A 23,395-nucleotide genomic window follows, 5' to 3' on the forward strand; every position below is an offset into this window, starting at 1 on the left:
GGAACGTCGTCGATCGTCTCGTGCCGTTCGCGCAGCTCGTCGACGCGACGGACGAACGAGGGGATGCCCTTCGGATCCTGCCTGCCCCCGATGGTGTTCCTGCTCGGCGCCGTGCTCACGCCGAGGCGGAGGGAGAGGAAGTTCCAGTGCTCGGGTCGTCGGGTCCAGAGAAGCGGGCCGAGCCGGACGGACTCGTCGTAGACGTCGGCGACCGCGGGCGCCTCGGCGTGGCGTCGCTCGCGCTCGNGGAGCTTCTTGCCCTGCTGCGTGCGCTGCCCGACGAAGTTGCCGAGCATCATGAGCGGCGTCATCGCGATGATGAACAGCGCCCGAGGCTGGTTGGTCAGGGCGAAGAGGGAGAGCCCGAGGAGGATCGGCGCGACGAGCATCGGCCACGGGAACAGGCGCGGATCGGCCTCGCTGGGGATGGCGGGGTGGGCGTGCTCCGTGCCGGGGTAGCGGAGCTCGACCCGCGGGGAGCGGTTGAAGAGCAGGGCTCCGCCGCGCTCGAGAACGGCGGGCGCCGACGCCGTCGCCGACGCCGTCGGCTCGATCGAGATCTCCGTGTCCCCGATGAGGATGCGGTGGTGCGGCTGCACGCGGATGCGAGGCAGCCGTCCGCCGTCGAGCACGAGCCCGTTGGCGGAGTTGAGGTCGACGAGCTCGACGCTCTGGCCGACCTCGATCCTCGCGTGCCGCTTGGAGACGAGCGGGTCGCCGAGCAGGACGTCCGCTCCCTCGGAGCGGCCGAGCACCGAGTGGCCGGGGGCGAGCGCGAACTCCCGACCGGCATCCGGCCCGGAGTGCACGCGGAGCACCGCGGCGGCCGCGCCTCCCCTCCGCGGGCGGGCGTGCGCGGTGTCGGGCACGACCCGCGCGATGAAGCCCGACCCGATCGGCGCGTCGCCGATGAGCTGATCGGCGGGCAGCGGCGCGAGCTCGCCCCCGACGGGCGGGGCGACGGAGAGCGTGACCCCGGCCCCGGGGGTGCGCGCGTGATGGTGGGCGAGCGGGTCGGCCGCGGCGATGGTCGCGGCGACGTCGGCGACCGTCGCGGTGGAATCGGCGGTGACGACGATGTCGACGTGATTGTCGACCTGGCGCTGGAGGGAGAGCTTGAGCTTCATGCCGAGTCGGTCCGTTCGATCGTGATGCGTCGCCCGCCGAGCTCGACGATCGACCCGGGGGCGAGCGGAGCGGGCGTCCGCGGAGCCACGAGCTCGCCCCGGCCGTCATGCCCCACCACGCGGACGCCGTTGCGCGAGTCGCGGTCGACGACGATCGCGCCCGGGCCGTCGAGGGCGAAGAGCGCGTGCGTCTTCGACAGCTGCATGCTCGGGTCGGTGAGCGCGATGAGCTCGTCGACCGACTCCCCCGGCTCGGGCGCCGGTGCCCGACCGATGAGCACGCGGCCGACGAGCGCGAGGCTCGTGCCGTCGTCGAACCGGAGGCGGATGCCGCCGAGCGGCGCGGCGACGGAAGCAGGAGCAGGATGCGCCGGGCTCGGGGCGATGATGGCGGGGGGCGCCCACTCGGTTCCCGCGCCCGCGGAGACGACTCCGGCGCTCGAGCGATCGGTGGGCACCTGCAGGCTCGCGCGGGCGTCCCCGGAATGCAGCGGTCTGGCGTCGCCGACCCGTCGGCGCGGAGCCTCGCGGATCGCGCGACGAGCGATCCGCATCGCCTCCTTGTCGAGCGGGTCGAGGCCCCGTCGGGAATCGATCGCCCACTCGCGCGCGACGCGGTCGAGGAGCCCCCGGCCTCGCCTCTCGCCATCCCACAGGGGTGAGGCGAGCAGGACGGCCGGTCCGATGATCGGCAGGAGAGTGGCCGCGGCGCCGAGGACGACAGCGCGGAGGAGCGCCCGTCCGAATCCGGGAGCGCGCCATCCGTCGATCGCCACCGCGCGGATGCCCGTCATCCAGCGACCCGCGGTGCGGCCGCGCAGACCGTGCGCGATCACCTGACCGAGCGCCAGCGCGCCCGCGAGCGCCGATCCGACGAAGAGGAGGATCACCTCCGTGCTCGACAGGTCGAGAAGGGCCACGGGCCCCGAGTCGACGGCGCGCAGAGCGATGCCGACGACGGCCGCGCCGGCCGGACTCACCGCGAGGAGCATGACCGCCCCGTCGATCGCGGAGGCTCCGACGCGGCGGCCGACCGGGGCCGTGCGCAGGCCGAGGGACTCGGCCGACTCGGTCGACGCCTTGATCGCAGTCACGCACTCCCTCTTCCCACGACTGACCAGCCAAGCGCACGGGTCGGCGCGCGTCGATGGGGAGCGCTCCCCCGGGCCCTGCACCACCGTACCGTTTCGCGCGGAGTGCTCAGCTTCCGCCGCGCGCCGGCAACGGCAGAGGGCCCCTGCCGTGCGGCAGGGGCCCTCGTGCGGTGCGGTGCGACCTAGTTGTAGGTGCCCGGGGTGAAGTCGTCGCTCGAGAACGAGTCGAAGTCGACGAACGACAGGTCCGCCTCGCTGAACGACGAGTCGTCGGCGAAGATGCGGTTGGGGTACCGCTCGGCCTTCGCCTCCTCCGTCGCCTCGACCGAGACGTTCCGGTACGCGGGCAGGCCCGTTCCGGCCGGGATCAGCTTTCCGATGATCACGTTCTCCTTGAGGCCCAGCAGCGGGTCGCGCTTGCCCTCCATGGCGGCCTGCGTGAGCACGCGGGTCGTCTCCTGGAAGGACGCGGCCGACAGCCACGACTCGGTCGCGAGCGAGGCCTTGGTGATTCCCATGACCTCCTGGCGGGCCGAGGCGGTCTTCTTGCCCTCGGACAGCGCGGCGCGGTTGATGTCGTTGTACTTCGAGCGGTCGACGAGCTCGCCGGGGAGCAGGTCGGTCTCGCCGTGGTCGACGACGGTCACCTTGCGGAGCATCTGACGGACGATGACCTCGATGTGCTTGTCGTGGATCGGCACGCCCTGCGAGCGGTAGACGCCCTGGACGCCCTCGACGAGGTGCTGCTGCACGGCGCGCACGCCCTTGACCCGCAGGACCTCCTTCGGGTCGACGGGACCCTCGAAGATCTGCTGGCCGAGCTCGACGTGCTGGCCGTCCTCGACGAGCAGCTGCGAGCGCTTCGAGACGACGTACACGACCTCCTCGTCCCCGTTGTCGGGGGTGAGGATGACGCGGCGCTGCTTCTCCGCGTCCTCCACGACGATGCGACCGGCGCTCTCGGCGATGGGGCTCGCGCTCTTCGGGGTGCGGGCCTCGAAGAGCTCGGTCACGCGGGGAAGACCCTGCGTGATGTCGTCGGCCGAGGCCGAGCCACCGGTGTGGAAGGTGCGCATCGTGAGCTGCGTGCCGGGCTCGCCGATCGACTGGGCCGCGATGATGCCGACGGCCTCGCCGAGGTCGACGCGCGTACCGGTCGCGAGCGAGCGGCCGTAGCAGGCGGCGCAGACGCCGACCGCGGACTCGCACGTCAGGACCGAGCGGACCTTGATCGTGCCGACCCCGGCCGCGACGAGCTCGTTGATGAGCACGTCGCCGACGTCGGAGCCGGCCGCCGCGACGACCTCGCCCGAGGCGCTGACGGCGTCGGCCGCGAGAGTGCGCGCGAACACGAGGTTCTCGACGTTCTCGTCGCGGACCCACGTGCCGTCGACCTCGTGGGCGATCGGGAACTCGAGGCCCTTCGTCGTGCCGCAGTCGTCCTCGCGGATGATGACGTCCTGGGCGACGTCGACGAGTCGACGCGTCAGGTAGCCGGAGTCGGCCGTGCGGAGGGCGGTGTCGGCGAGACCCTTGCGGGCACCGTGCGTGGCGATGAAGTACTCCGCCACCGACAGGCCCTCGCGGTACGAGTTGATGATCGGACGGGCGATGATCTCACCGCGCGGGTTCGAGACGAGGCCTCGCATACCGGCGATGTTTCCGACCTGCAGCCAGTTGCCTCGGGCGCCCGAGGTGACCATGCGGTTGATCGTGTTGTCGGTCGGGAAGTTCGCCCGCATCTCGTCGTTGACCGCCTTGGTGCCCTCGCTCCAGAGCGCGACGAGCTCGCGACGACGCTCCTCGTCGGTGATGAGACCCTTCTCGAACTGGACCTGGATCTTCGCCGCCTTCTTCTCGTAGTCGGCGACGATCTCCTTCTTGCGCGGCGGCGTGAGCACGTCGCTCAGCGCGACGGTGACGCCCGAGCGGGTCGCCCAGTAGAAGCCGGCGTCCTTCACCTTGTCGAGGGTGGCCGCGACGACGACCTTCGGGTAGCGCTCGGCGAGGTCGTTCACCAGCTGCGAGATGGCGCCCTTGTCGGCGACCTTCTCCATGAACGGGTAGTCCTCGGGCAGGAGCTCGTTGAAGAGCGCACGACCGAGGGTCGTCTCCTTCAGCTCGCGGCCGCCCTCGAACTTCTCGCCGAAGAGGCGGATGCGCACGGTGGCGTTGAGGTGCAGCGAGTGCTGGTCCATCGCCATGATCGCCTCGGAGACCGAGGAGAAGGCACGGCCCTCGCCCTCGGCGCCCTCGCGGACGGTCGTGAGGTGGTGGAGGCCGATGATCATGTCCTGCGTGGGAACCGTCACCGGGCGGCCGTCGGACGGCTTGAGGATGTTGTTCGACGCGAGCATGAGGATGCGTGCCTCGGCCTGGGCCTCGACCGACAGCGGCAGGTGCACGGCCATCTGGTCGCCGTCGAAGTCCGCGTTGAACGCGGCGCAGACGAGCGGGTGCAGCTGGATGGCCTTGCCCTCGACGAGCTGGGGCTCGAACGCCTGGATGCCCAGGCGGTGCAGGGTCGGCGCGCGGTTCAGCAGGACGGGGCGCTCGCGGATGATCTCCTCGAGGACGTCCCACACCTGCGGGCGCGAGCGCTCGACCATGCGCTTGGCGCTCTTGATGTTCTGGGCGTGGCCCAGGTCGATCAGGCGCTTGATGACGAAGGGCTTGAACAGCTCGAGCGCCATGAGCTTCGGCAGACCGCACTGGTGCAGCTTCAGCTGCGGGCCGACGACGATGACCGAGCGGCCCGAGTAGTCGACGCGCTTGCCGAGCAGGTTCTGGCGGAAGCGACCCTGCTTTCCCTTGAGCATGTCGCTCAGGGACTTCAGGGCGCGGTTGCCGGTGCCCGTGACGGGGCGACCGCGGCGGCCGTTGTCGAACAGCGCGTCGACGGCCTCCTGCAGCATGCGCTTCTCGTTGTTGACGATGATCTCGGGTGCACCGAGGTCGAGAAGGCGGCGCAGGCGGTTGTTGCGGTTGATCACGCGGCGGTACAGGTCGTTCAGGTCGCTCGTGGCGAAGCGGCCGCCGTCGAGCTGGACCATCGGGCGCAGCTCCGGCGGGATCACCGGGACGACGTCGAGGACCATCGCGGCGGGCGAGTTGCCCGTCTGCAGGAACGAGTTCACGACCTTGAGGCGCTTGATCGCACGGATCTTCTTCTGACCCTTGCCGCCGGCGATCTGCTCGTGGAGCAGCTCGCTCTCGGCGGCGAGGTCGAAGGCCTCGAGGCGCTTCTTGATCGCCTCGGCGCCCATGTGCGCCTCGAAGTACAGGCCGTAGCGGTCCTGGAGCTCCTGGAAGACCGAGTCCTCCGGCTTGAGGTCGCCGACCTTGAGGGTGCGGAAGTCCTCCCACACGCGCTCGAGCTGCGCGATCTGCTCGTCGAACGACTTGCGGATCTGCGACATCTCCTTCTCTCCGGCGTCCTTGACCTTGCGCTTCTGGTCGGCCTTGGCGCCCTCGGCCTCGAGCTCGGCGAGCTCGCCCTCGAGGCGCTGCAGACGGTCGGCGATCATCGAGTCGCGCTGGCCCTCGAGGGTCTTGACCTCGAGGCGGAGCTCGTTCTCGAGTCCGGGGAGGTCGGCGTGGCGCCCCTCCTCGTCGACCGAGATGACCATGTACGCGGCGAAGTAGATGACCTTCTCGAGGTCCTTCGGCGCCATGTCGAGCAGGTAGCCCAGGCGGCTGGGCACGCCCTTGAAGTACCAGATGTGCGTGACCGGGGCGGCGAGCTCGATGTGGCCCATGCGCTCACGGCGCACGGACGACTTCGTGACCTCGACACCGCAGCGCTCGCAGACGATGCCCTTGAAGCGCACGCGCTTGTACTTGCCGCAGGAGCACTCCCAGTCGCGCGAGGGGCCGAAGATCTGCTCACCGAACAGACCGTCCTTCTCGGGCTTGAGGGTGCGGTAGTTGATCGTCTCGGGCTTCTTGACCTCGCCGTGCGACCAGCGACGGATGTCGTCAGCGGTCGCGAGGCCGATCCGGAGCTCATCGAAAGTGGTTGCGTCGAGCAATTGATTCTTCTCTTTCGTAAACAGTCGTCAGTGTCTCGGGAGAGACCCGGATCAGATCTCGTCGATCGACGAGGACTCGAAGCGGGAGGAGATGTTGATGCCGAGCTCCTCCGCGGCGCGGAAGACCTCGTCATCCGTGTCCTTCAGGCTCACCGCGGTGCCGTCGGCCGAGAGGACCTCGACGTTCAGGCACAGCGACTGCATCTCCTTGATGAGGACCTTGAAGCTCTCGGGGATGCCCGGCTCCTGGATGTTCTCGCCCTTGACGATCGCCTCGTAGACCTTCACGCGGCCGAGGATGTCGTCGGACTTGATCGTCAGGAGCTCCTGCAGCGCGTAGGCGGCGCCGTAGGCCTCGAGCGCCCACACCTCCATCTCACCGAAGCGCTGGCCGCCGAACTGGGCCTTACCGCCGAGCGGCTGCTGGGTGATCATCGAGTAGGGGCCCGTCGAGCGCGCGTGGATCTTGTCGTCGACGAGGTGGTGGAGCTTCAGGATGTACATGTAGCCGACCGAGATCGGGTCCGGGAAGGGCTCGCCGGTGCGGCCGTCGAAGAGACGCGCCTTCCCGGTCGAGTCGATCAGCCGGACGCCGTCGCGGTTCGGGGTCGTCGAGTCCAGGAGGCCGGCGATCTCCTCCTCGCTCGCGCCGTCGAACACGGGCGTGGCGACCTTCGTGCCGGGAGCGGCCTCGCGGGCGACCTCGGGCAGACGGTTCGCCCACTCGGGCTTTCCGTCGACCTTCCAGCCGCGCGACGCGGCCCAGCCGAGGTGGATCTCGAGGACCTGGCCGAAGTTCATGCGGCCGGGGACGCCGAGCGGGTTGAGCACGATGTCGACGGGCGTGCCGTCCTCGAGGAACGGCATGTCCTCCACCGGCAGGATCTTCGAGATGACGCCTTTGTTGCCGTGGCGGCCGGCGAGCTTGTCGCCCTCGGAGATCTTGCGCTTCTGGGCGATGTAGACGACCACGCGCTGGTTGACGCCCGAGCCGAGCTCGTCGTCGCCGTCCTGCGCGTCGAACACCTTGACGCCGATGATCGTGCCCTGCTCGCCGTGGGGGACCTTGAGCGAGGTGTCGCGCNACCTCGCGCGACTTCTCGTTGAAGATCGCGCGCAGCANNGGCGCTCCTCGGCCGAGAGCTCGGTCTCGCCCTTGGGCGTGACCTTGCCGACGAGGATGTCGCCGGGGCGGACCTCGGCGCCGATGCGGATGATGCCGCGCTCGTCGAGGTCGGCCAGGAGGTCCGGGCTGACGTTGGGGAGGTCGCGGGTGATCTCCTCCTTGCCGAGCTTCGTGTCGCGGGCGTCGACCTCGTACTCCTCGATGTGGATCGACGACAGCGTGTCGTCCTTCACGAGGTTCTGGCTGAGGATGATCGCGTCCTCGAAGTTGTGGCCCTCCCACGACATGAACGCCACGAGGAGGTTCTTGCCGAGCGCGAGCTCGCCGTTCTCCGTCGCGGGGCCGTCGGCGATGACCTCGCCGGCCTCGACGCGGTCGCCCGCGTTGACGATGACGCGGTGGTTGTAGTTCGTGCCCTGGTTCGAGCGGTCGAACTTGCGCAGGAAGTACTGCTGGGTCCCGCCCTCGTCGAGCTGGACGGTCACGGCGTCGGCCGAGACCTCCGCGATGACGCCCGCCTTCTCGGCCGTGATGACGTCACCGGCGTCGATCGCGGCGAAGCCCTCCATACCGGTGCCGACGAGCGGCGACTCGGAGCGGAGCAGCGGAACGGCCTGGCGCTGCATGTTGGCGCCCATGAGCGCGCGGTTCGCGTCGTCGTGCTCGAGGAAGGGGATGAGCGACGTCGCGACCGACACCATCTGGCGCGGCGAGACATCCATGTAGTCGACCTGGGCGGAGGGCACGAGCTCGACCTCGCCGCCCTTCTTGCGGATGAGCACGCGCTCCTCGGCGAACGAGCCATCCTTCTTGAGGGGCGCGCCGGCCTGGGCGACGACGTACTCGTCCTCCTCGCTCGCGGTGAGGTAGTCGATGTGCTCGGTGACCTTGCCCTTGACCACGCGGCGGTACGGCGTCTCGATGAAGCCGAACGCGTTGATGCGCGCGAACGACGCGAGCGAGCCGATGAGGCCGATGTTCGGGCCTTCCGGGGTCTCGATGGGGCACATGCGGCCGTAGTGCGAGGGGTGCACGTCGCGCACCTCGACACCGGCGCGCTCACGCGACAGGCCGCCAGGCCCAAGAGCACTGAGCCGGCGCTTGTGGGTCAGACCCGCGAGCGGGTTGTTCTGGTCCATGAACTGCGACAGCTGCGAGGTGCCGAAGAACTCCTTGATCGCGGCGACGACCGGGCGCACGTTGATCAGGGTCTGCGGCGTGATCGCCTCGATGTCCTGCGTGGTCATGCGCTCGCGGACGACGCGCTCCATGCGGCTGAGGCCGGTGCGCACCTGGTTCTGGATGAGCTCGCCCACGGCGCGGATGCGTCGGTTGCCGAAGTGGTCGATGTCGTCCACGTCGAGGCGCAGCTCGACGGGCTTGCCGTCGCGCTGGCCGGGCATGGTCGTGCGGCCCTCGTGCATCGACACCATGTAGCGGATGGTCGCGACGATGTCCTCCACCGTCAGCACCGAGTCCGTCAGCGGGGCGTCGACGCCGAGCTTGCGGTTGACCTTGTAGCGGCCGACCTTCGCGAGGTCGTAGCGCTTGGGGTTGAAGTAGAAGTTGTCGAGGAGCGCGCGCGCGGCCTCGGCGGCGACCTGCTCGCCCGGGCGGAGCTTGCGGTAGATGTCCTTGAGCGCCTCTTCCTTCGTCAGGACGGCGTCCTTCTCGAGGGTCTGCTCGATCGAGTCGAAGCCGGCGAAGGCCTCGCGGATCTCCTCGGTGGTCATGCCGAGGGCCTTGAGGAAGACGGTGACCGACTGCTTGCGCTTGCGGTCGATGCGCACGCCGACCTGGTCGCGCTTGTCGATCTCGAACTCGAGCCAGGCGCCGCGGCTGGGGATGATGCGGGCGGTGTAGACGTCCTTGTCCGAGAGCTTCTCGAGCGTGCGCTCGAAGTAGACGCCCGGGCTGCGGACGAGCTGCGAGACGACGACGCGCTCGGTGCCGTTGATGATGAACGTGCCGCGCTCGGTCATGAGCGGGAAGTCACCCATGAAGACGGTCTGGGTCTTGATCTCGCCCGTCATGTGGTTCATGAACTCGGCCTCGACGTACAGCGGGGCGGCGTAGGTCTTGCCGCGCTCCTTGCACTCGTCGATCGAGTACTTCTGCTCCTCGAGGTACGGGTTCGTGAACGAGAGCTGCATCGTCTCGCCGAGGTCCTCGATGGGGCTGATCTCCTCGAAGATCTCCTCGAGGCCGCTGCGGCCCGGGACGTCGGTGCGACCGGCGGCCTCGGCCTCGGCGACGCGCGCCTTCCAGGCGTCGTTCCCGACGAGCCAGTCGAAGCTCTCGGTCTGCAGCGCCAGCAGATCGGGGACGGTCAGCGTGTCGCTGATCTTGGCGAACGAGAGCCGGGATGCGTTCCGGCCGTTCTGGGGGGACTGGGAATTCTTAGCGGTGCGCGAAGCAGCCAACGAACTAACCTCCGTGGGCGTCGAAGCCCTAATACCGTCGCCGGAGCGACAGATGAACACGGTCGAGTGATCACGCCAGAAACCCATTGAGGGCCCGTGCTCGGGCCCACCCCGCCGCTATACTCGGGGCACGTCAGCCGACCGCCATTTGACGGCTGAAGTTGTCGGGGAGCGCAAACCTCAATACTAGGCGCGCCCGCCCCGCCGTGTCCAGTCGGATTCTTGACCGATCTGCCCCTCTGCGCTATAACCGCGCCGGCCCCCGCCTCGGGCTGTGGCACGCTAGCGGTCATGTCCTCCCCCGTCGCCGTCTCGCGGCAGCTCTCGAACGGCATGCGGGCGGTCATCGAGCCCGACAGATGGTCGCCCGGCAGCTGGAGCCTCATCGTCGACGGCACGCCCCAGTCGCACGTCGATCTCGACGACCCCAGCCGCCTGTTCTTCGAGTACGTGCAGCGCATCGGCCACGTGATCGACGAGTGGGGCGAGGCCGGTCAGCCCATGACGGCCCTGCACCTCGGGGCCGGCGCGCTCACCCTCCCCCGCTACATCGAGTCGACGCGGCCGGGCTCGCGGCAGCAGGTCGTCGAGCTCGAGGAGGAGCTCGTCGCCTTCGTGCGCGAGCACCTCCCGCTGCCGCGCCGCGCGAGCATCCGGGTGCGATACGGGGATGCTCGAGCGACGCTCGCGCGCCTCCCCGCGGCCCTGCACGGCGCGGTCGACCTGATCGTGGTCGACGTCTTCAGCGGCGCGCGCATCCCGGCCCACGTCACGAGCCTCGAGTTCCACGAGGAGGTGCGGCGCTTCCTCGCTCCGAACGGCATCGTCGCGGTCAACGTGGCCGACGGGCCCGGGCTCGCCTTCGCCCGAGCCCAGGCGGCGACGCTGCAGATGGCCTACCGCGACGTCGCCGCGCTCGCCGAGACGGGCATCCTCAAGGGGCGCCGCTTCGGGAACGTCGTGCTCATCGCCTCGACGAGCGAGCTGCCGCTCGACTGGATGCCGCGGCTGATGGCCCGCGGACCGCACCCGGCCACGGTGACGAGCGGCCGCGACCTCGTCAACTGGATCGCGGGCGCCCCGGTCGCGACCGATGCGACGGCCGTGCACTCGCCGGAGCCGACCTCCGGGCTGTTCTCGCGGCGCGACTGATCCTCCGCCCGGCGGCTCTGGGCGGGGAGGCGCTGCCGACGGGTCTCAGCCGGAGCTCTCCGGCCCGCCGAAGACGGGCGCGCCGGGCGCCACCGAGACGCCGCGGCTGACGATGTCGGCACGCAGTCGAGACAGTCGTCGCAGCACCGTGCGGCGGTCGACGGCGGGGACGTCGGCGGCCTCGAGGGTCTCCCTCATGACGCGGAGGAAGGCGTCAAACTCCGCATCGCCGAGCCGGAACGGGCCGTGCGCCTCGGCGACGGTCTTGCCCGTGTACGAGTGCTGCCCGCCCAGCAGGGCGGAGAGGAACATCGAGCGGTGCCGATTAAGCGCCGCCTCGTCGACATCGCGGAAGTACGGGCCCATGAGCGGGTCAGCCTTCACCCGGGCGGAAAGCTGGTCGACGAGAGCGGCGACGCCCTCGTCGCCACCGAGCCGGCGGATCAGCGGCATGTGAACTCTCCTCACGCTCAGGGCGAGCGTAGTCGCGCGGCGAACGCCGCACACCACTAGAACGCTCGTCCGTCGCGGGTTCCGCATTCGCTAAACGAACATACGGCGGGTCGCGGCGCGCTGGGACGCGCGGAGGGCCCGTGTCGGCGGCGGCTCGTAGCCTGGAGGCATGAGCGAGCTCGAGCGCGTGCGGGTGTGGGCCGAGGCCCTGCTGCGCCTTCACCTCGATGCGACGTGGAGCTTCGGGTTCGACAACGCGACGCGGCGGGCGGGCCTGTGCAACTACACCGACCGCCGCATCACGGTCTCGCGCCACCTCGCCGCGCGCTTCGAGGACGACGAGATCCACCAGATCCTGCTGCACGAGGTCGCGCACGCGCTCGCCGGGCCCGGCACGGGGCACGGTCCCGTCTGGCGCGCGCTCGCCCGCGGGCTCGGCTACGAGGGCGGGCGCACCCACGACGGCCCGATCGCCGATGAGCGCGCGCGCTGGCGCGGCCGCTGCCCGAACGGGCACGAGTTCGTCCGGTTCCGCAAGCCCGCGAAGCCTCTGTCGTGCGGGCAGTGCGCGCGCGGGTTCAGCCCGCAGCACCTGATCGACTGGGTCGATCAGCGCGCCGCGTAGCCGACTCGTCCGCTACGCGGAGACCTGCACCTCTTTCCAGAACGCGACGTAGTTCGAGTAATCGGTTCCGACGCGGTCGAAGGATGCGGGGTACGGCGTCGGGTAGCTCCAGGCGCGGTCCTGCAGCTTCTGGCCGTCGACGACGACGGTGAAGTACTGGCACTCGCCCTTCCAGGGGCAGGTGTACGGCGTGGGGCTCTTCTCGAGGAACTCGCTCTTCACGCTCGACGGCGGGAAGTACCAGTTGCCCTCGATCTTGACGAGCTGCTCCTCCGGAGCCTCGGCGATGACGGTGCCGTTGACGTGGGCCTTCATGGGGGGTCCTCCCGGGTCGGTGCCAGAGGTGGATCTCTGACCGGGAGGAACGCTAGGCGGAGTGGCTGAATTCCCGCAGGATGACGAGCGCCGACTCCTCGAGGCGCGCGCGGGCGGCGGGAAGGGCATCCGCCCCCTGACTCTCGGCGAGGGCCCGCCCGGCGACCGACGCGGTCAGCATGTGACCCACGGCACCGCGGAGCCCCTGGAAGGCGGCGGCCGCCGCGGCCGCCTCGGGGCTCGTCGCATCGATGCCGACCGCGCCCAGCGCGTCGATGACGGCGCCGGCGAGCAGGACGTCCTCGACGGGGAACCCGTCGGGGCTCTCGAGCGGGGAGCCCGCGGCGACGACGGCGACCATCGTGCGCTCGGCGCGCTCGGCCTGCAGCGCGAGGAGGCGCTGGGCGATCGCGGAGGCCGCGCCGAGACGGGCGTCGACGACCTCGAGGCGGTGCGGCAGGGCATCCACCGGAACCTGCTCGGTCGCGATCGCATCGCACCAGACGAGCAGGTGGGCCGAGCCGCCGATGCGGCGAGCGCCGTCGAGCCCGACGTCGAAGCGCACCTGGTAGCGATCCTGGGTGGCGGGGTCGGCGGGTTCGGTGCTGGCGCGGTCGGTCACAGGTCGATGGTAGCCAGGGGGAGCACACTGGTCGCATGCCTGTGACGCTCGATCTCGTTCTCGACTGCCCGCCCGACGCGGCGTGGGAGGCCGTGCACTCGCCGGCCGTGTTCCGGGCGGTGTCGGGGCCGTGGACGACCGTCGAGTCGCTCGAGCCCGGCGGGTTCCCCGAGCGGTGGCCGGGCGGCGAGCACCGCGTGCAGCTGACGCTGCTGGGCGTCGTGCCGATGGGCGTGCAGGTGATCAGGCTGAGCGATGAGTCGCGGATGCTCTCCGACGGCTCGACCGAGCGCATCGTGCACGACGCGGGCGGGCCGGTGTCCGGTCCGATGCGCGTCGTCCGCTCGTGGCACCACCGCATGGCGATCTCGGTGGCGCCGGGCGGGCGCACGCGCTTCCGCGATCGGCTCGACGTCGGCGCGGGCATCCTCACCCCCGTCGTGATGATCGGCTTCTGGGTCTTCTGGCAGCTGCGGGCGCGGCAGATCAAGCGCCTCGCCCCGGGCTGGCGCACGCAGTTCGCGAGCCGCCCGTGAGCGCCGGCACGCTCTCGGCCGCCGGCGTCGCGCTCGACACGGTGAGCTGGCGCCGCGCGGTCTTCCGCCTCTACGAGAAGGTGCGGCGCGCGACCGATCTCGAGGCCGCCCACGACGTGTGGCGTCGCGAGCGCGACCGCCTCTTCCTCGAGCACCCCGCCTCGCCGCTGCTGCCCGCCGATCGCGAGCGCTTCACCGGGCTGCGCGTGAAGCCCTACGACCGCGCGTGGCGGTTCGAGTGCGTGATCGCGGATGCTCCTCCCGCGTCGCTCGACGTGCCGACCGGCACCGACGGGGTCGTGCCCTTCGAGCGCATCGGGGTCGTCGACGTGCCCGGCGTGGGCCCGCTCGACGTGTGGCGGCTGCGGTCGTACGGGGGCGGGCTGTTCGTGCCCGTCCGCGACGCGCTCTCGCGCGCCGAGGGCGGCACCTACGGCGGCGGACGCTACCTCCTGGACACCGTCAAGGGCGCCGACCTCGGGCCGGGGCGCGAGCCCGGGTCTCTCGTGATCGACTTCAACTTCGCCTACAACCCCTCGTGCGCGTACGACCCCGCGTGGGCGTGCCCGCTCGCGCCGGCGGGCAACGTCGTCGACGTGGAGATCCCGGTCGGCGAGCGCTACGGGGACGGGCGGGCGGTGCTCGCGTAGCGCGGCTTCCGCGGCGCCGCGAGAGGCCCGACAGACCGACCTGCTACGGTTGAGGCATAGGCACGGCCATTGATGGTCAGCCTGCGTCGTAGAACGCTTACTCATCCCGCACCTCGCGCACCGACTCGCGCACCGCGGTTCGATACTTTCTCACGGCGAACGATGTCGGCCACTGCCGCCGTCGCCACTTCGATTCCCGACTGCGTGCGCCCATGGCGCGCGCTCCGCATCCTGACCGCTCGGTCGCGGATGCCGGGAATCGCGCATGCTCGAAAGGCACCACCCCATGACCGAAACCACCTTCAGCGCGCTCGGCGTGCCGTACCCCCTCGTCGAGGTCCTGACCGCTCAGGGCAAGACCGAGGCGTTCCCCATCCAGGTCGACACCCTGCCCGACACCCTGAACGGGCGCGACGTGCTCGGCCGCGGCAAGACGGGCTCGGGCAAGACCCTGGCCTTCTCGATCCCGATGATCGCGCGCCTCGGCACGCGCCTCGCCGGCGGACCCCGCCGCCCGGGCCGCCCGCTCGGCATGGTCCTCGCCCCGACGCGCGAGCTCGCGACTCAGATCAACGCCGTGCTCGAGCCGCTCGCCAAGGCGTACGGCCTCACGACGACCACGATCTTCGGCGGCGTCTCGCAGAGCCGCCAGGTCAGCGCGCTGCGCGCCGGCGTCGACATCATCGTCGCGTGCCCCGGCCGCCTCGAGGATCTCATGCAGCAGAAGTTCGTCTCGCTCGACGCCGTCGAGATCACCGTGCTCGACGAGGCCGACCACATGGCCGACCTCGGCTTCCTGCCCGGCGTCACGCGCATCATGAAGGCGACGCCCTCCGACGGCCAGCGCCTGCTGTTCAGCGCGACGCTCGACAACGGCGTGGACAAGCTCGTCAAGCAGTTCCTGCACAACCCGGCCACGCACTCGGTCGACGAGGCCAACTCGCCCGTCGCCGCGATGACCCACCACGTGTTCGAGGTCTCGGGCGTGGACGAGAAGAAGCGCCTCGTGTCGGCGCTCGCGTCGGGAAGCGGCCGCCGCATCCTCTTCATGCGCACCAAGCACCAGGCCAAGAAGCTCGCGAAGGCGCTCACGGCCGAGGGGATCCCCGCCGTCGACCTGCACGGCAACCTGTCGCAGCCGGCCCGTGACCGCAACCTCGCCGCGTTCGGCGACGGCAGCGTGCGCGTGCTCGTCGCGACCGACGTCGCCGCCCGCGGCGTGCACGTCGACGACATCGAGCTCGTCATCCACGTCGACCCGCCCATGGAGCACAAGGCGTACCTGCACCGCTCGGGCCGCACCGCCCGCGCCGGCGCCGAGGGCGACGTCGTCACCCTCGTGCTGCCCGAGCAGCGCCGCGACACCGCCGCGCTGCTGAAGAAGGCCGCGATCTCGGTGCAGCCGCAGCAGGTGACCGCGGGCTCGGATGCCGTGACGCGCCTCATCGGCGACGTCGCGCCCCGCGTCGCCGCCGACGCGCTCCCGGCCGTGCTGCGTCCGCCCGTCCAGGGCGGGGGCCGCTCGCAGGGCGCCAACGCGCAGCGCAAGCGCTCGACCCGCGAGGGCTCGGGAGCGGGCCGCTCCGAGGGCCGCGGTGCGGGGTCGGGCTCCGGCTCGGGCGGCGGTCGTCGCGGCGGTCGCTCCGGCGCCGCCGGCTCGACGGCCTCCGGCGCCGCGTCGACCGGCGGGGGCGCGCGCGTCCGCACCGACCGCGCCCGCACGGACGCCGCGCCGCACCGCTCCGACGCCGTCCGTCACGCCGATGCTCCGGCCGCACCGCGCACCCGCCAGGGCTCGCGCCGCGCGTCGGCGCCGAGCGGCGGAGGCACCGGAGGCGGCATCCGCGTCGGCCAGGTCGTCCGCTCGAACAGCTCGGGCGGGCAGCGCCGCGGGCGATAGTCCGCCGCACCACGCATCGAACGCGCCCGTCTCCCGTTCTCGGGGGCGGGCGCGTTCGCGTTGTCGGCGGCGGCCGGGTGCTGACGAATCCTCTAGCGTGGTCGGATGACGGCTCACATCCGCCCCGCGACCCCCGACGATGCCGACGCGCTCGGCCGCCTGCACATGGCGTGCTGGCGCGAGGCGTACGGAGAGCTGCTGAGCGCCGAGTTCTTCGACAGCGCGACGCCCGAGTCGAGCGCCGACCGCTGGGCGACGACGATCCCGCGCATCGCGAGCGACGGCGGGGTGGTGCTCCTCGCCGAGGAGGACGGAGAGCTCGTCGGGTTCTCGAGCGCGGGCCCGGGCCGCGGCGAGGCCCCGCCGCGCGCGCTCGAGCTGTACGCGATCTACGTGCGAGCATCCGCCTACGGATCGGGACTCGGTCAGCGCCTGCTCGATGCGGCGATCGGCGACCGGCCGGCGTCGCTGTGGGTGCTCGAGCGCAACCCGAGGGCGCGGGCCTTCTACGAGCGCAACGGATTCACCCACGACGGAACCACTGAGCTGCTGCCGAGGTTCGAGAACCTCGTCGAGCTCCGGCTGGTGCGCTGAGCGCGCGCCGGGCGCGCGTCCGCGGCCGACAGGCTCAGGATGCAGAGGAGTGACGTAATCGCATTTCGACACTCCTCCACATCGTGAGCGCCGCCGAAGTCGGGCTCGCGGCTGCCGACCATCGCCCTCGGCCCACCTCCTACCGTTGTTGAGGAGTGTCGAAATCGATTTACGTCATTCCTCAACAACGGTAGGGCGGAGGGGGCGGGCCGACTGTCGGCGGAGCGTGGGAGCACGAGGGAACGCCGAGCCCGCGGGTTCTAGGCTCTCGGGGTGCTCGAGTTCCGCATGCGCCCCGCGACGGTCGCCGACGCTCCCGCGCTCGGCCTACTGCACCGGCAGTGCTGGCTCGAGACCTATGCCGGGGTCCTGAGCGAGCGGTTCCTCGCTGCGGCGAGCGCCGACTCGCTCACCGACGAATGGGCCGGGATGCTCGCCGCGGGCTCGGCCGACGCCACCGTTCCTGGCTCGAAGGCGCTCGTCGCCGAGCTGCTCGACCCGTCAGCCGGGCCGAGCGGCACGTCGCCGGCGCTCGTCGGCTTCGCGCGGGGCGCCCCGAGCGACGATCCCGAGGCCCCGCGGCCGACGAAGCTCGACTCGCTCTACACGCTCGCGAGCACGCACGGCTCCGGGCTCGGCGCGCGCCTGCTCGACGGCGTGCTCGGTGACCGACCCGCCTACGCGTGGATCGTCACGGCGAACGAGCGGGCGCGCCGCTTTTACGAGAAGCACGGGTTCGCGCTCGACGGCCTGGGGCATCCGTACGCGCCCTGGGACGACGCCCACTGCTCGCGGATGGTGCGCTGAGACGCAACAGGTCTACGGCAGCACGCCCACCGAGGCGAGCGCGGCCCGCAGCAGCACCCCGCGGCCGCCCTCCATCTCGGCCGAGACGCGCTCCGACGCGGCCTCCTCGGGCGTGAGCCAGGTGAGCTCGAGGGCGTCCTGCCGCGGATCGCAGGTGCCCGTGACCGGGACGACGTAGGCGAGCGCGACCGCGTGCTGGCGGTCGTCACTGAAGCGAGAGACGCCCGGCAGGGGGAAGTACTCGGCGACGTGGAACGGGTTCGGCGAGGCGGGCAGCTGCGGGAACGCCATCGGCCCGAGGTCCTTCTCGAGGTGGCGGAAGAGCGCGTCGCGCAGCGTCTCGCCGTACATGACGCGGCCCGAGACGAGCGTCCGGGTCATCGAGCCCGACGTGTTGACGCGCAGCAGCACGCCCACCTCGGTCACCTGCCCCATGCCGTCGACGCGCACCGGCACGGCCTCGACGTACAGCAGCGGCAGTCGGCGACGGATCTGCTCGAGCTCGTCGTCCGACAGCCATCCGGGGTTGGGGTCGGGCGTGCGCGTGTTGGCCATGCCTCATTCTTACCCCAGGCGGGCGATGAGCCCCGTGGTGTTGACTCGAGGCATGACCGGGATGCAGCTCATCGACGACTCCGCGATCATGTGGTCGGCCCCCGAGCACGAGCGCGCCGAGCGCCCGCTGCTCGTCCTGATGCACGGCTACGGCTCGCACGAGGGCGACCTCTTCGGCCTCTCGCAGTACCTGCCGCTGCAGCCGGTCATCGCGAGCCTGCGCGGCCCGCTGCGCTCCGGACTCGGGTACGCCTGGTACGACATCACGGATGACCGGGGCCCGCAGGCCGACGCCGCCGCGCGCGGCATCCTGCACTGGCTCGACCGGCAGCCCGCGACGAGCGTCGGCCTGCTCGGCTTCAGTCAGGGCGGGTCAATGGCGATCCAGCTCCTGCGCCACGCGCCCGAGCGCTTCGACTTCGCCGTGAGCCTCGCCGGCTTCGTCGTCCCCGGCCCCGCCCCCGCCGACGACCGGATGCTCGACCAGAGGCCGCCCGTCTTCTGGGGCCGCGGCACCCTCGACCAGGTCATCGCGCCCGCCCTCATCGAGCACACCCACGACTGGCTTCCGCGCCACGCGACCGTCACCGACCGCATCTACGAGGGCCTCGGGCACGCCGTGAGCGAGGCCGAGCTCAGCGACGTCCTCGGCTTCCTGCGCCCGTTCTACGCCGCGCCCTCCGACCCGACCGCGGGCTGAGAACCGGCCGGGGATGCTGTCGGCCGTCGCGTGCATGATGAACGGATGACCTCCCCCGACCTCGATCGCGTGCTCGGCCGGTTCGCACCGGCGACCCGCACGTGGTTCGACGGCGCCTTCCCCGAGCCGACGCCCGCGCAGCTCGGCGCGTGGGAGGCCATCTCGAGCGGCCAGCACGCCCTCGTCGTCGCACCGACCGGCTCGGGCAAGACCCTCGCGGCGTTCCTCTGGTCGATCGATCGGCTCATCGCGGAGCCGGCCGCCGGCACCGCCAGCACAGCCGCAGCCGCAGCCGACGAGCCGCGGCGCACGCGCGTCCTCTACATCTCCCCCCTCAAGGCGCTCGGCGTCGACGTGGAGCGCAACCTGCGCTCGCCGCTCATCGGCGTGACGCAGACCGCGGCGCGGCTGGGGCACCCGGCGCCGACGATCACGGTGGGCGTGCGATCGGGAGACACGCCGTCGGCGGAGCGGCGGGCGCTGCAGAAGACGCCCCCGGACATCCTCATCACGACCCCCGAGAGCCTCTACCTCATGCTCACGTCGAGCGCGCGCGAGACGCTCGACAGCGTCACGACCGTCATCGTCGACGAGGTGCACGCCGTCGCCGGCACGAAGCGCGGCGCGCACCTCGCGCTGAGCCTCGAGCGGCTCGACGCGAGGCTCGCGACGCCCGTGCAGCGCATCGGCCTGTCGGCGACGGTGCGGCCCGTCGACGAGGTCGCGCGATTCCTCGGCGGGCAGGCGCCCGTGACGATCGTGCAGCCGCCCGCGGCGAAGACCTTCGACCTGCGCGTCGTCGTCCCGGTCGACGACATGACGCAGCCGCCCCCCGTCGGCCCCGTCGACGACGAGGGCTCGGCCGCGGGCGGAGCGGCGAACCCGTCGATCTGGCCGCACGTCGAGGAGGACATCGTCGACCGCGTGCTCGCGAACCGCTCGACGATCGTGTTCGCGAACTCGCGGCGGCTCGCCGAGCGGCTGACGGCGCGGCTCAACGAGATCTACAGCGAGCGCCTCGAGCTGCAGCTGCCCGAGCCGACGGTGCCCGCCGCTCTCATGGCGCAGGCCGGCAGCACGGCGGGCGCCGAGCCCCTCCTCGCCCGCGCCCACCACGGCTCGGTCAGCAAGGACCAGCGCGCCGAGATCGAGGACGCCCTGAAGTCGGGCCGCCTGCGCTGCGTCGTCGCGACGAGCAGCCTCGAGCTCGGCATCGATATGGGCGCGGTCGACCTGGTCATCCAGGTCGAGTCGCCGCCGAGCGTCGCGAGCGGGCTGCAGCGCCTCGGCCGCGCGGGGCACCAGGTCGGCGAGATCAGCCGCGGGGTGATCGTGCCCAAGCACCGTGCCGACGTGCTGCACGCGACGGTCGCGAGCGAGCGCATGCTCGCCGGGCAGATCGAGCAGCTGAGCATGCCGGCGAATCCGCTCGACGTGCTCGCCCAGCAGACCGTCGCGCACGTCGCCCTCGAGCCCGCCGACATCGACGAGTGGTTCGACGCCGTGCGCCGCAGTGCCCCGTTCGCGACCCTGCCGCGCTCGGCGTACGAGGCCGTGCTCGACCTGCTGAGCGGCCGCTACCCGAGCGATCGCTTCGCCGAGCTGCGCCCCCGCATCGTGTGGGATCGCGTGAGCGGCCAGCTCTCGGGCCGCCCCGGCGCGCAGCGGCTCGCGGTGACGAGCGGCGGCACGATCCCCGATCGCGGGCTCTTCGGCGTGTTCCTGGCGGGCGAGGGAGCGGGTCGCCGCGTCGGCGAGCTCGACGAGGAGATGGTCTACGAATCGCGCGTCGGCGACGTCTTCGCGCTCGGCGCGACGAGCTGGCGGATCGAGGAGATCACGCACGACCGCGTCGTCGTGACCCCCGCGTTCGGCCAGCCCGGCAAGGTGCCGTTCTGGAAGGGCGACGGCCTCGGGCGCCCGGCCGAGCTGGGCCGCGCGCTCGGCGCGACGACCCGCGAGCTCGCCGCCGCCTCGCCGGATGCCCGGCGCGACCGCCTGCGCGCCGCCGGTCTCGACGATCGGGCCATCATGAACCTCGACGCGCTGCTCGCCGAGCAGGTCGCGGCGACCGGCCAGCTGCCGACCGATTCGACCCTCGTGATCGAGCGCTTCCGCGACGAGCTCGGCGACTGGCGGGTCATCCTGCACTCCCCCTTCGGGCTCGGCGTGCACGCCCCGTGGGCGCTCGCGATCTCGGCGCGGCTGCGCGAGCGGCACGGCTTCGACGGCGCGGCGATCGCGGCCGACGATGGGCTGATCGTGCGGCTGCCCGACACCGAGGCCGAGGCGCCGGGGGCCGAGCTGTTCCTCTTCGACCCGGCCGAGCTCGACGCGCTCGTGACGAGCGAGGTCGGCGGCTCGGCCGTGTTCGCCGCGCGCTTCCGCGAGTGCGCGCAGCGCGCCCTCCTGCTGCCGCGCAGGAATCCCTCGCAGCGCTCGCCGCTGTGGCAGCAGCGCCAGCGCGCGAGCCAGCTGCTCGAGGTCGCGCGCGAGTTCCCGAGCTTCCCGATCGTGCTCGAGACGATCCGCGAGGTGCTGAGCGACGTCTACGACCTTCCGGGCCTCACGGCGATCGCGACGGCGATCGACCAGCGCGAGCTGCGCATCATCGAGGTCGAGACCCCGAGCCCCTCGCCCTTCGCCCGGTCGCTGCTGTTCGGCTACGTCGCCGCCTTCCTCTACGAGGGCGACAGCCCGCTCGCCGAGCGCCGCGCGGCCGCCCTCAGCATCGACTCGACGCTCCTCGCCGAGCTGCTGGGCCGCGCCGAGCTCCGCGAGATCCTCGACCCCGAGGTCATCGCGCAGACCGAGGCCGAGCTGCAGCGCCTCGCCCCCGACCGCCGCGCGAAGGACGACGAGGGCGTCGTCGACCTCCTGCGCATCCTCGGCCCGCACTCCGTCGACGAGCTCGCCGCGCGCGCGGCCGAGGGCGCGACCGTCGAGGAGTGGCTCGTCGCCCTCGCCCGCACCAACCGCGTCTTCCGCTTCGCCGTGCGCGACACGGGCGGCGCGAGCGCCGAGCGCTGGGCCGTGGTGGAGGACGCCGCGCGCCTGCGCGACGCTCTCGGTACGCCCATCCCCCACGGCGTGCCGAGCGCGTTCCTCGATCCGGTGCCCGACCCGCTCGGCGACCTCGTCGCCCGCTTCGCCCGCACGCACGGCCCCTTCACGGCGCACGACGTCGCCGACCGGCTGGGGCTGGGCATCGCGGTCGTGACGGATGCCCTGCGCCGGCTCGCGAGCGACCGACGCGTCATCGAGGGCGAGTTCCGGCCCGGGTCCTCCGGCACCGAGTGGGTCGACGCCGAGGTGCTCCGCCGCCTCCGGAGCCGCAGCCTCGCCGCCCTGCGGGCCGAGATCGAGCCCGTGAGCGCGGGCGCGCTCGGCCGCTTCCTGCCCGCGTGGCAGCACGTCGGCCGCGGGGGCGGCACGGGCGGCGGCGCGCTGCGCGGCATCGACGGCGTGCTGCAGGCCGCCGAGCAGCTGCAGGGCGTCGCGCTGCCGGCCTCGGCGTGGGAGACTCTCGTGCTGCCGAGCCGCGTGCGCGACTACTCGCCCGCGTGGCTCGACGAGCTCATGGCGAGCGGCGAGCTCGTCTGGTCGGGCGGCGGGTCGCTGCCGGGCAGCGACGGCTGGCTGAGCATCCACCTGCCGCACCTCGCGCCTCTGAGCCTCGCCGAGCCGACCGCCCTCGAGGCCGACGCCGGCGCGACCGAGCGGCAGGAGGGCATCCTCTCGGTGCTCGCGGGCGGCGGCGGGTTCTTCTTCCGCCAGCTCGCCGACGCGACCGGAGCGACCGACGACGCGCGCCTCGCCGACGACCTGTGGCAGCTCGTCTGGGCGGGGCTCATCACGAACGACACCTTCGCGCCGGTGCGCGCGATGCTCGGCGGCTCGAAGCGCCCGACCGCGGCACGGGCGCCGCGACCGCGCGCGTACCGCGGCTACGCCCGCCCGACGATGCCCGCCCGCTCGGGCCCGCCATCGACAGCGGGTCGCTGGTCGCTCCTGCCCGACCGCGACCTCGACCCCACGCGCCGCGGCGCGCACCTCGCCGACAGCCTGCTCGAGCGGTACGGCGTCGTCACTCGCGGTGCCGTGCAGGCCGAGAACGTGCGCGGCGGCTTCGCGCTCATGTACAAGGTGCTCGCGCGCATGGAGGAGGCCGGGCGCGTGCGCCGCGGCTACTTCGTCGAGCACCTCGGCGCGGCGCAGTTCGGCACGCCCGCGACGGTCGACCGGCTGCGCACCTTCGTGCGCGACGCGGATGCGGCCCCCGCCCTGGCGCCGCTCGTCCTCGCCGCGACCGACCCCGCCAACCCGTATGGCGCGGCCCTGCCGTGGCCGGGCGCCGCGGACGACCCCGTCGTCGGCACGCCCGCGCACCGGCCCGGGCGCAAGGCCGGAGCCCTCGTCGCCCTCGTCGACGGGCACCTCGCCGCCTACCTCGAACGCGGCGGCAAGAGCGCACTGACCTTCACCGATGAGCCCGCGTCGCTCGCGGCGGCCGCGACCGAGCTCGCCGCCGTCGTGCGCGCCCGCCTGCGCTCGCTGCGGATCGAGCGCGTCAATGGCGCGAGCGTCTTCGGCACCCCGTTCGCCGAGGCGCTGCAGGAGGCGGGCTTCGTCGCGACGCCGCAGGGCCTGCGGCTGCGGATCTAGGCCGGGCCGGGGAGGAGGCG

Annotated in this window: 15 protein-coding genes and 3 pseudogenes; 9 read left to right on the plus strand and 9 right to left on the minus strand. The window is 71.9% G+C overall.

Annotated elements, in window-relative coordinates; translation table 11 throughout:
• Positions 1–247: 247 nt before the first annotated feature.
• From ASG83_RS13100 to rpoB, 5 genes and pseudogenes are all read right to left on the minus strand, one after another.
• Positions 248–1,127: pseudogene (locus tag ASG83_RS13100) on the minus strand (FHA domain-containing protein); the annotation flags it as partial.
• Positions 1,124–2,221: an RDD family protein gene (locus ASG83_RS03740; RefSeq protein WP_055857319.1), complete on the minus strand. Its 1,098-nt coding sequence runs from the start codon at positions 2,219–2,221 to the stop codon at positions 1,124–1,126. The pseudogene ASG83_RS13100 and the gene ASG83_RS03740, both read right to left, overlap by 4 nt.
• A gap of 182 nt (positions 2,222–2,403) precedes the next feature.
• Positions 2,404–6,252 carry a DNA-directed RNA polymerase subunit beta' gene (rpoC, locus tag ASG83_RS03745; RefSeq protein ID WP_055857322.1) on the minus strand — a complete coding sequence of 1,283 codons (3,849 nt, stop codon included), beginning with the start codon at positions 6,250–6,252 and terminating at the stop codon, positions 2,404–2,406.
• Between the two features lie 51 nt (positions 6,253–6,303).
• Positions 6,304–7,336 (minus strand): annotated as a pseudogene (locus tag ASG83_RS13105) (DNA-directed RNA polymerase subunit beta); the annotation flags it as partial.
• Positions 7,337–7,376: 40 nt separating this feature from the next.
• A pseudogene (gene rpoB / locus ASG83_RS03750) lies at positions 7,377–9,801 on the minus strand (DNA-directed RNA polymerase subunit beta); the annotation flags it as partial.
• 291 nt (positions 9,802–10,092) lie between these two features.
• Between rpoB and ASG83_RS03755 the strand changes: the two are divergent.
• Positions 10,093–10,953, plus strand: coding sequence for a spermidine synthase (locus tag ASG83_RS03755; protein ID WP_055857323.1), 861 nt, complete (start codon positions 10,093–10,095; stop codon positions 10,951–10,953).
• A 45-nt stretch (positions 10,954–10,998) separates the two neighbouring features.
• On the opposite strand, the gene ASG83_RS03760 is transcribed toward ASG83_RS03755, so the two are convergent.
• The gene (locus ASG83_RS03760) at positions 10,999–11,406 is read right to left on the minus strand and encodes a group 1 truncated hemoglobin (RefSeq protein ID WP_055857325.1); all 408 of its coding nucleotides are present in this window, start codon (positions 11,404–11,406) and stop codon (positions 10,999–11,001) included.
• 169 nt (positions 11,407–11,575) lie between these two features.
• Here ASG83_RS03760 and ASG83_RS03765 point away from each other — a divergent pair, with 169 nt between their 5' ends.
• Positions 11,576–12,031, plus strand: a complete 456-nt coding sequence (locus tag ASG83_RS03765) for a SprT-like domain-containing protein (RefSeq protein WP_055857326.1) — start codon at positions 11,576–11,578, stop codon at positions 12,029–12,031.
• Positions 12,032–12,043: 12 nt separating this feature from the next.
• On the opposite strand, the gene ASG83_RS03770 is transcribed toward ASG83_RS03765, so the two are convergent.
• Positions 12,044–12,346: a DUF427 domain-containing protein gene (locus ASG83_RS03770; protein ID WP_055857330.1), complete on the minus strand. Its 303-nt coding sequence runs from the start codon at positions 12,344–12,346 to the stop codon at positions 12,044–12,046.
• Positions 12,347–12,398: 52 nt separating this feature from the next.
• The gene (locus ASG83_RS03775; protein ID WP_055857331.1) at positions 12,399–12,968 is read right to left on the minus strand and encodes a hypothetical protein; all 570 of its coding nucleotides are present in this window, start codon (positions 12,966–12,968) and stop codon (positions 12,399–12,401) included.
• 35 nt (positions 12,969–13,003) lie between these two features.
• Here ASG83_RS03775 and ASG83_RS03780 point away from each other — a divergent pair, with 35 nt between their 5' ends.
• The 5 genes from ASG83_RS03780 (at position 13,004) to ASG83_RS03800 (ending at position 17,455) form a co-directional block, all read left to right on the plus strand.
• Entirely contained in the window at positions 13,004–13,504 is a 501-nt protein-coding gene (locus ASG83_RS03780) for a hypothetical protein (RefSeq protein ID WP_055896811.1), read from the plus strand.
• Positions 13,501–14,154: a DUF1684 domain-containing protein gene (locus ASG83_RS03785; RefSeq protein WP_055857336.1), complete on the plus strand. Its 654-nt coding sequence runs from the start codon at positions 13,501–13,503 to the stop codon at positions 14,152–14,154. The genes ASG83_RS03780 and ASG83_RS03785 overlap by 4 nt, the downstream gene beginning before the upstream one ends.
• A gap of 286 nt (positions 14,155–14,440) precedes the next feature.
• On the plus strand, positions 14,441–16,054 hold the full coding sequence (locus ASG83_RS03790; RefSeq protein WP_055857338.1) for a DEAD/DEAH box helicase: 1,614 nt from the start codon (positions 14,441–14,443) through the stop codon (positions 16,052–16,054).
• A 105-nt stretch (positions 16,055–16,159) separates the two neighbouring features.
• A complete protein-coding gene (locus ASG83_RS03795; protein WP_055857341.1) occupies positions 16,160–16,648 on the plus strand; it encodes a GNAT family N-acetyltransferase in 489 nt (162 codons plus the stop codon).
• A 273-nt stretch (positions 16,649–16,921) separates the two neighbouring features.
• Positions 16,922–17,455, plus strand: coding sequence for a GNAT family N-acetyltransferase (locus tag ASG83_RS03800; protein ID WP_055857343.1), 534 nt, complete (start codon positions 16,922–16,924; stop codon positions 17,453–17,455).
• Positions 17,456–17,467: 12 nt separating this feature from the next.
• On the opposite strand, the gene ASG83_RS03805 is transcribed toward ASG83_RS03800, so the two are convergent.
• On the minus strand, positions 17,468–18,010 hold the full coding sequence (locus ASG83_RS03805; RefSeq protein WP_055857345.1) for an NUDIX hydrolase family protein: 543 nt from the start codon (positions 18,008–18,010) through the stop codon (positions 17,468–17,470).
• A 52-nt stretch (positions 18,011–18,062) separates the two neighbouring features.
• Between ASG83_RS03805 and ASG83_RS03810 the strand changes: the two genes are divergently transcribed.
• Positions 18,063–18,710 (plus strand): alpha/beta hydrolase, encoded by a 648-nt coding sequence (locus ASG83_RS03810; protein ID WP_055857349.1) that lies wholly within the window; start codon positions 18,063–18,065, stop codon positions 18,708–18,710.
• Positions 18,711–18,755: 45 nt separating this feature from the next.
• Positions 18,756–23,375, plus strand: coding sequence for an ATP-dependent helicase (locus tag ASG83_RS03815; protein ID WP_055857351.1), 4,620 nt, complete (start codon positions 18,756–18,758; stop codon positions 23,373–23,375).
• The last annotated feature ends 20 nt before the right edge of the window (positions 23,376–23,395 follow it).

Origin of the sequence: Yonghaparkia sp. Soil809 (assembly GCF_001429705.1) — a bacterium.
Taxonomy (GTDB): Bacteria; Actinomycetota; Actinomycetes; order Actinomycetales; family Microbacteriaceae; genus Microcella.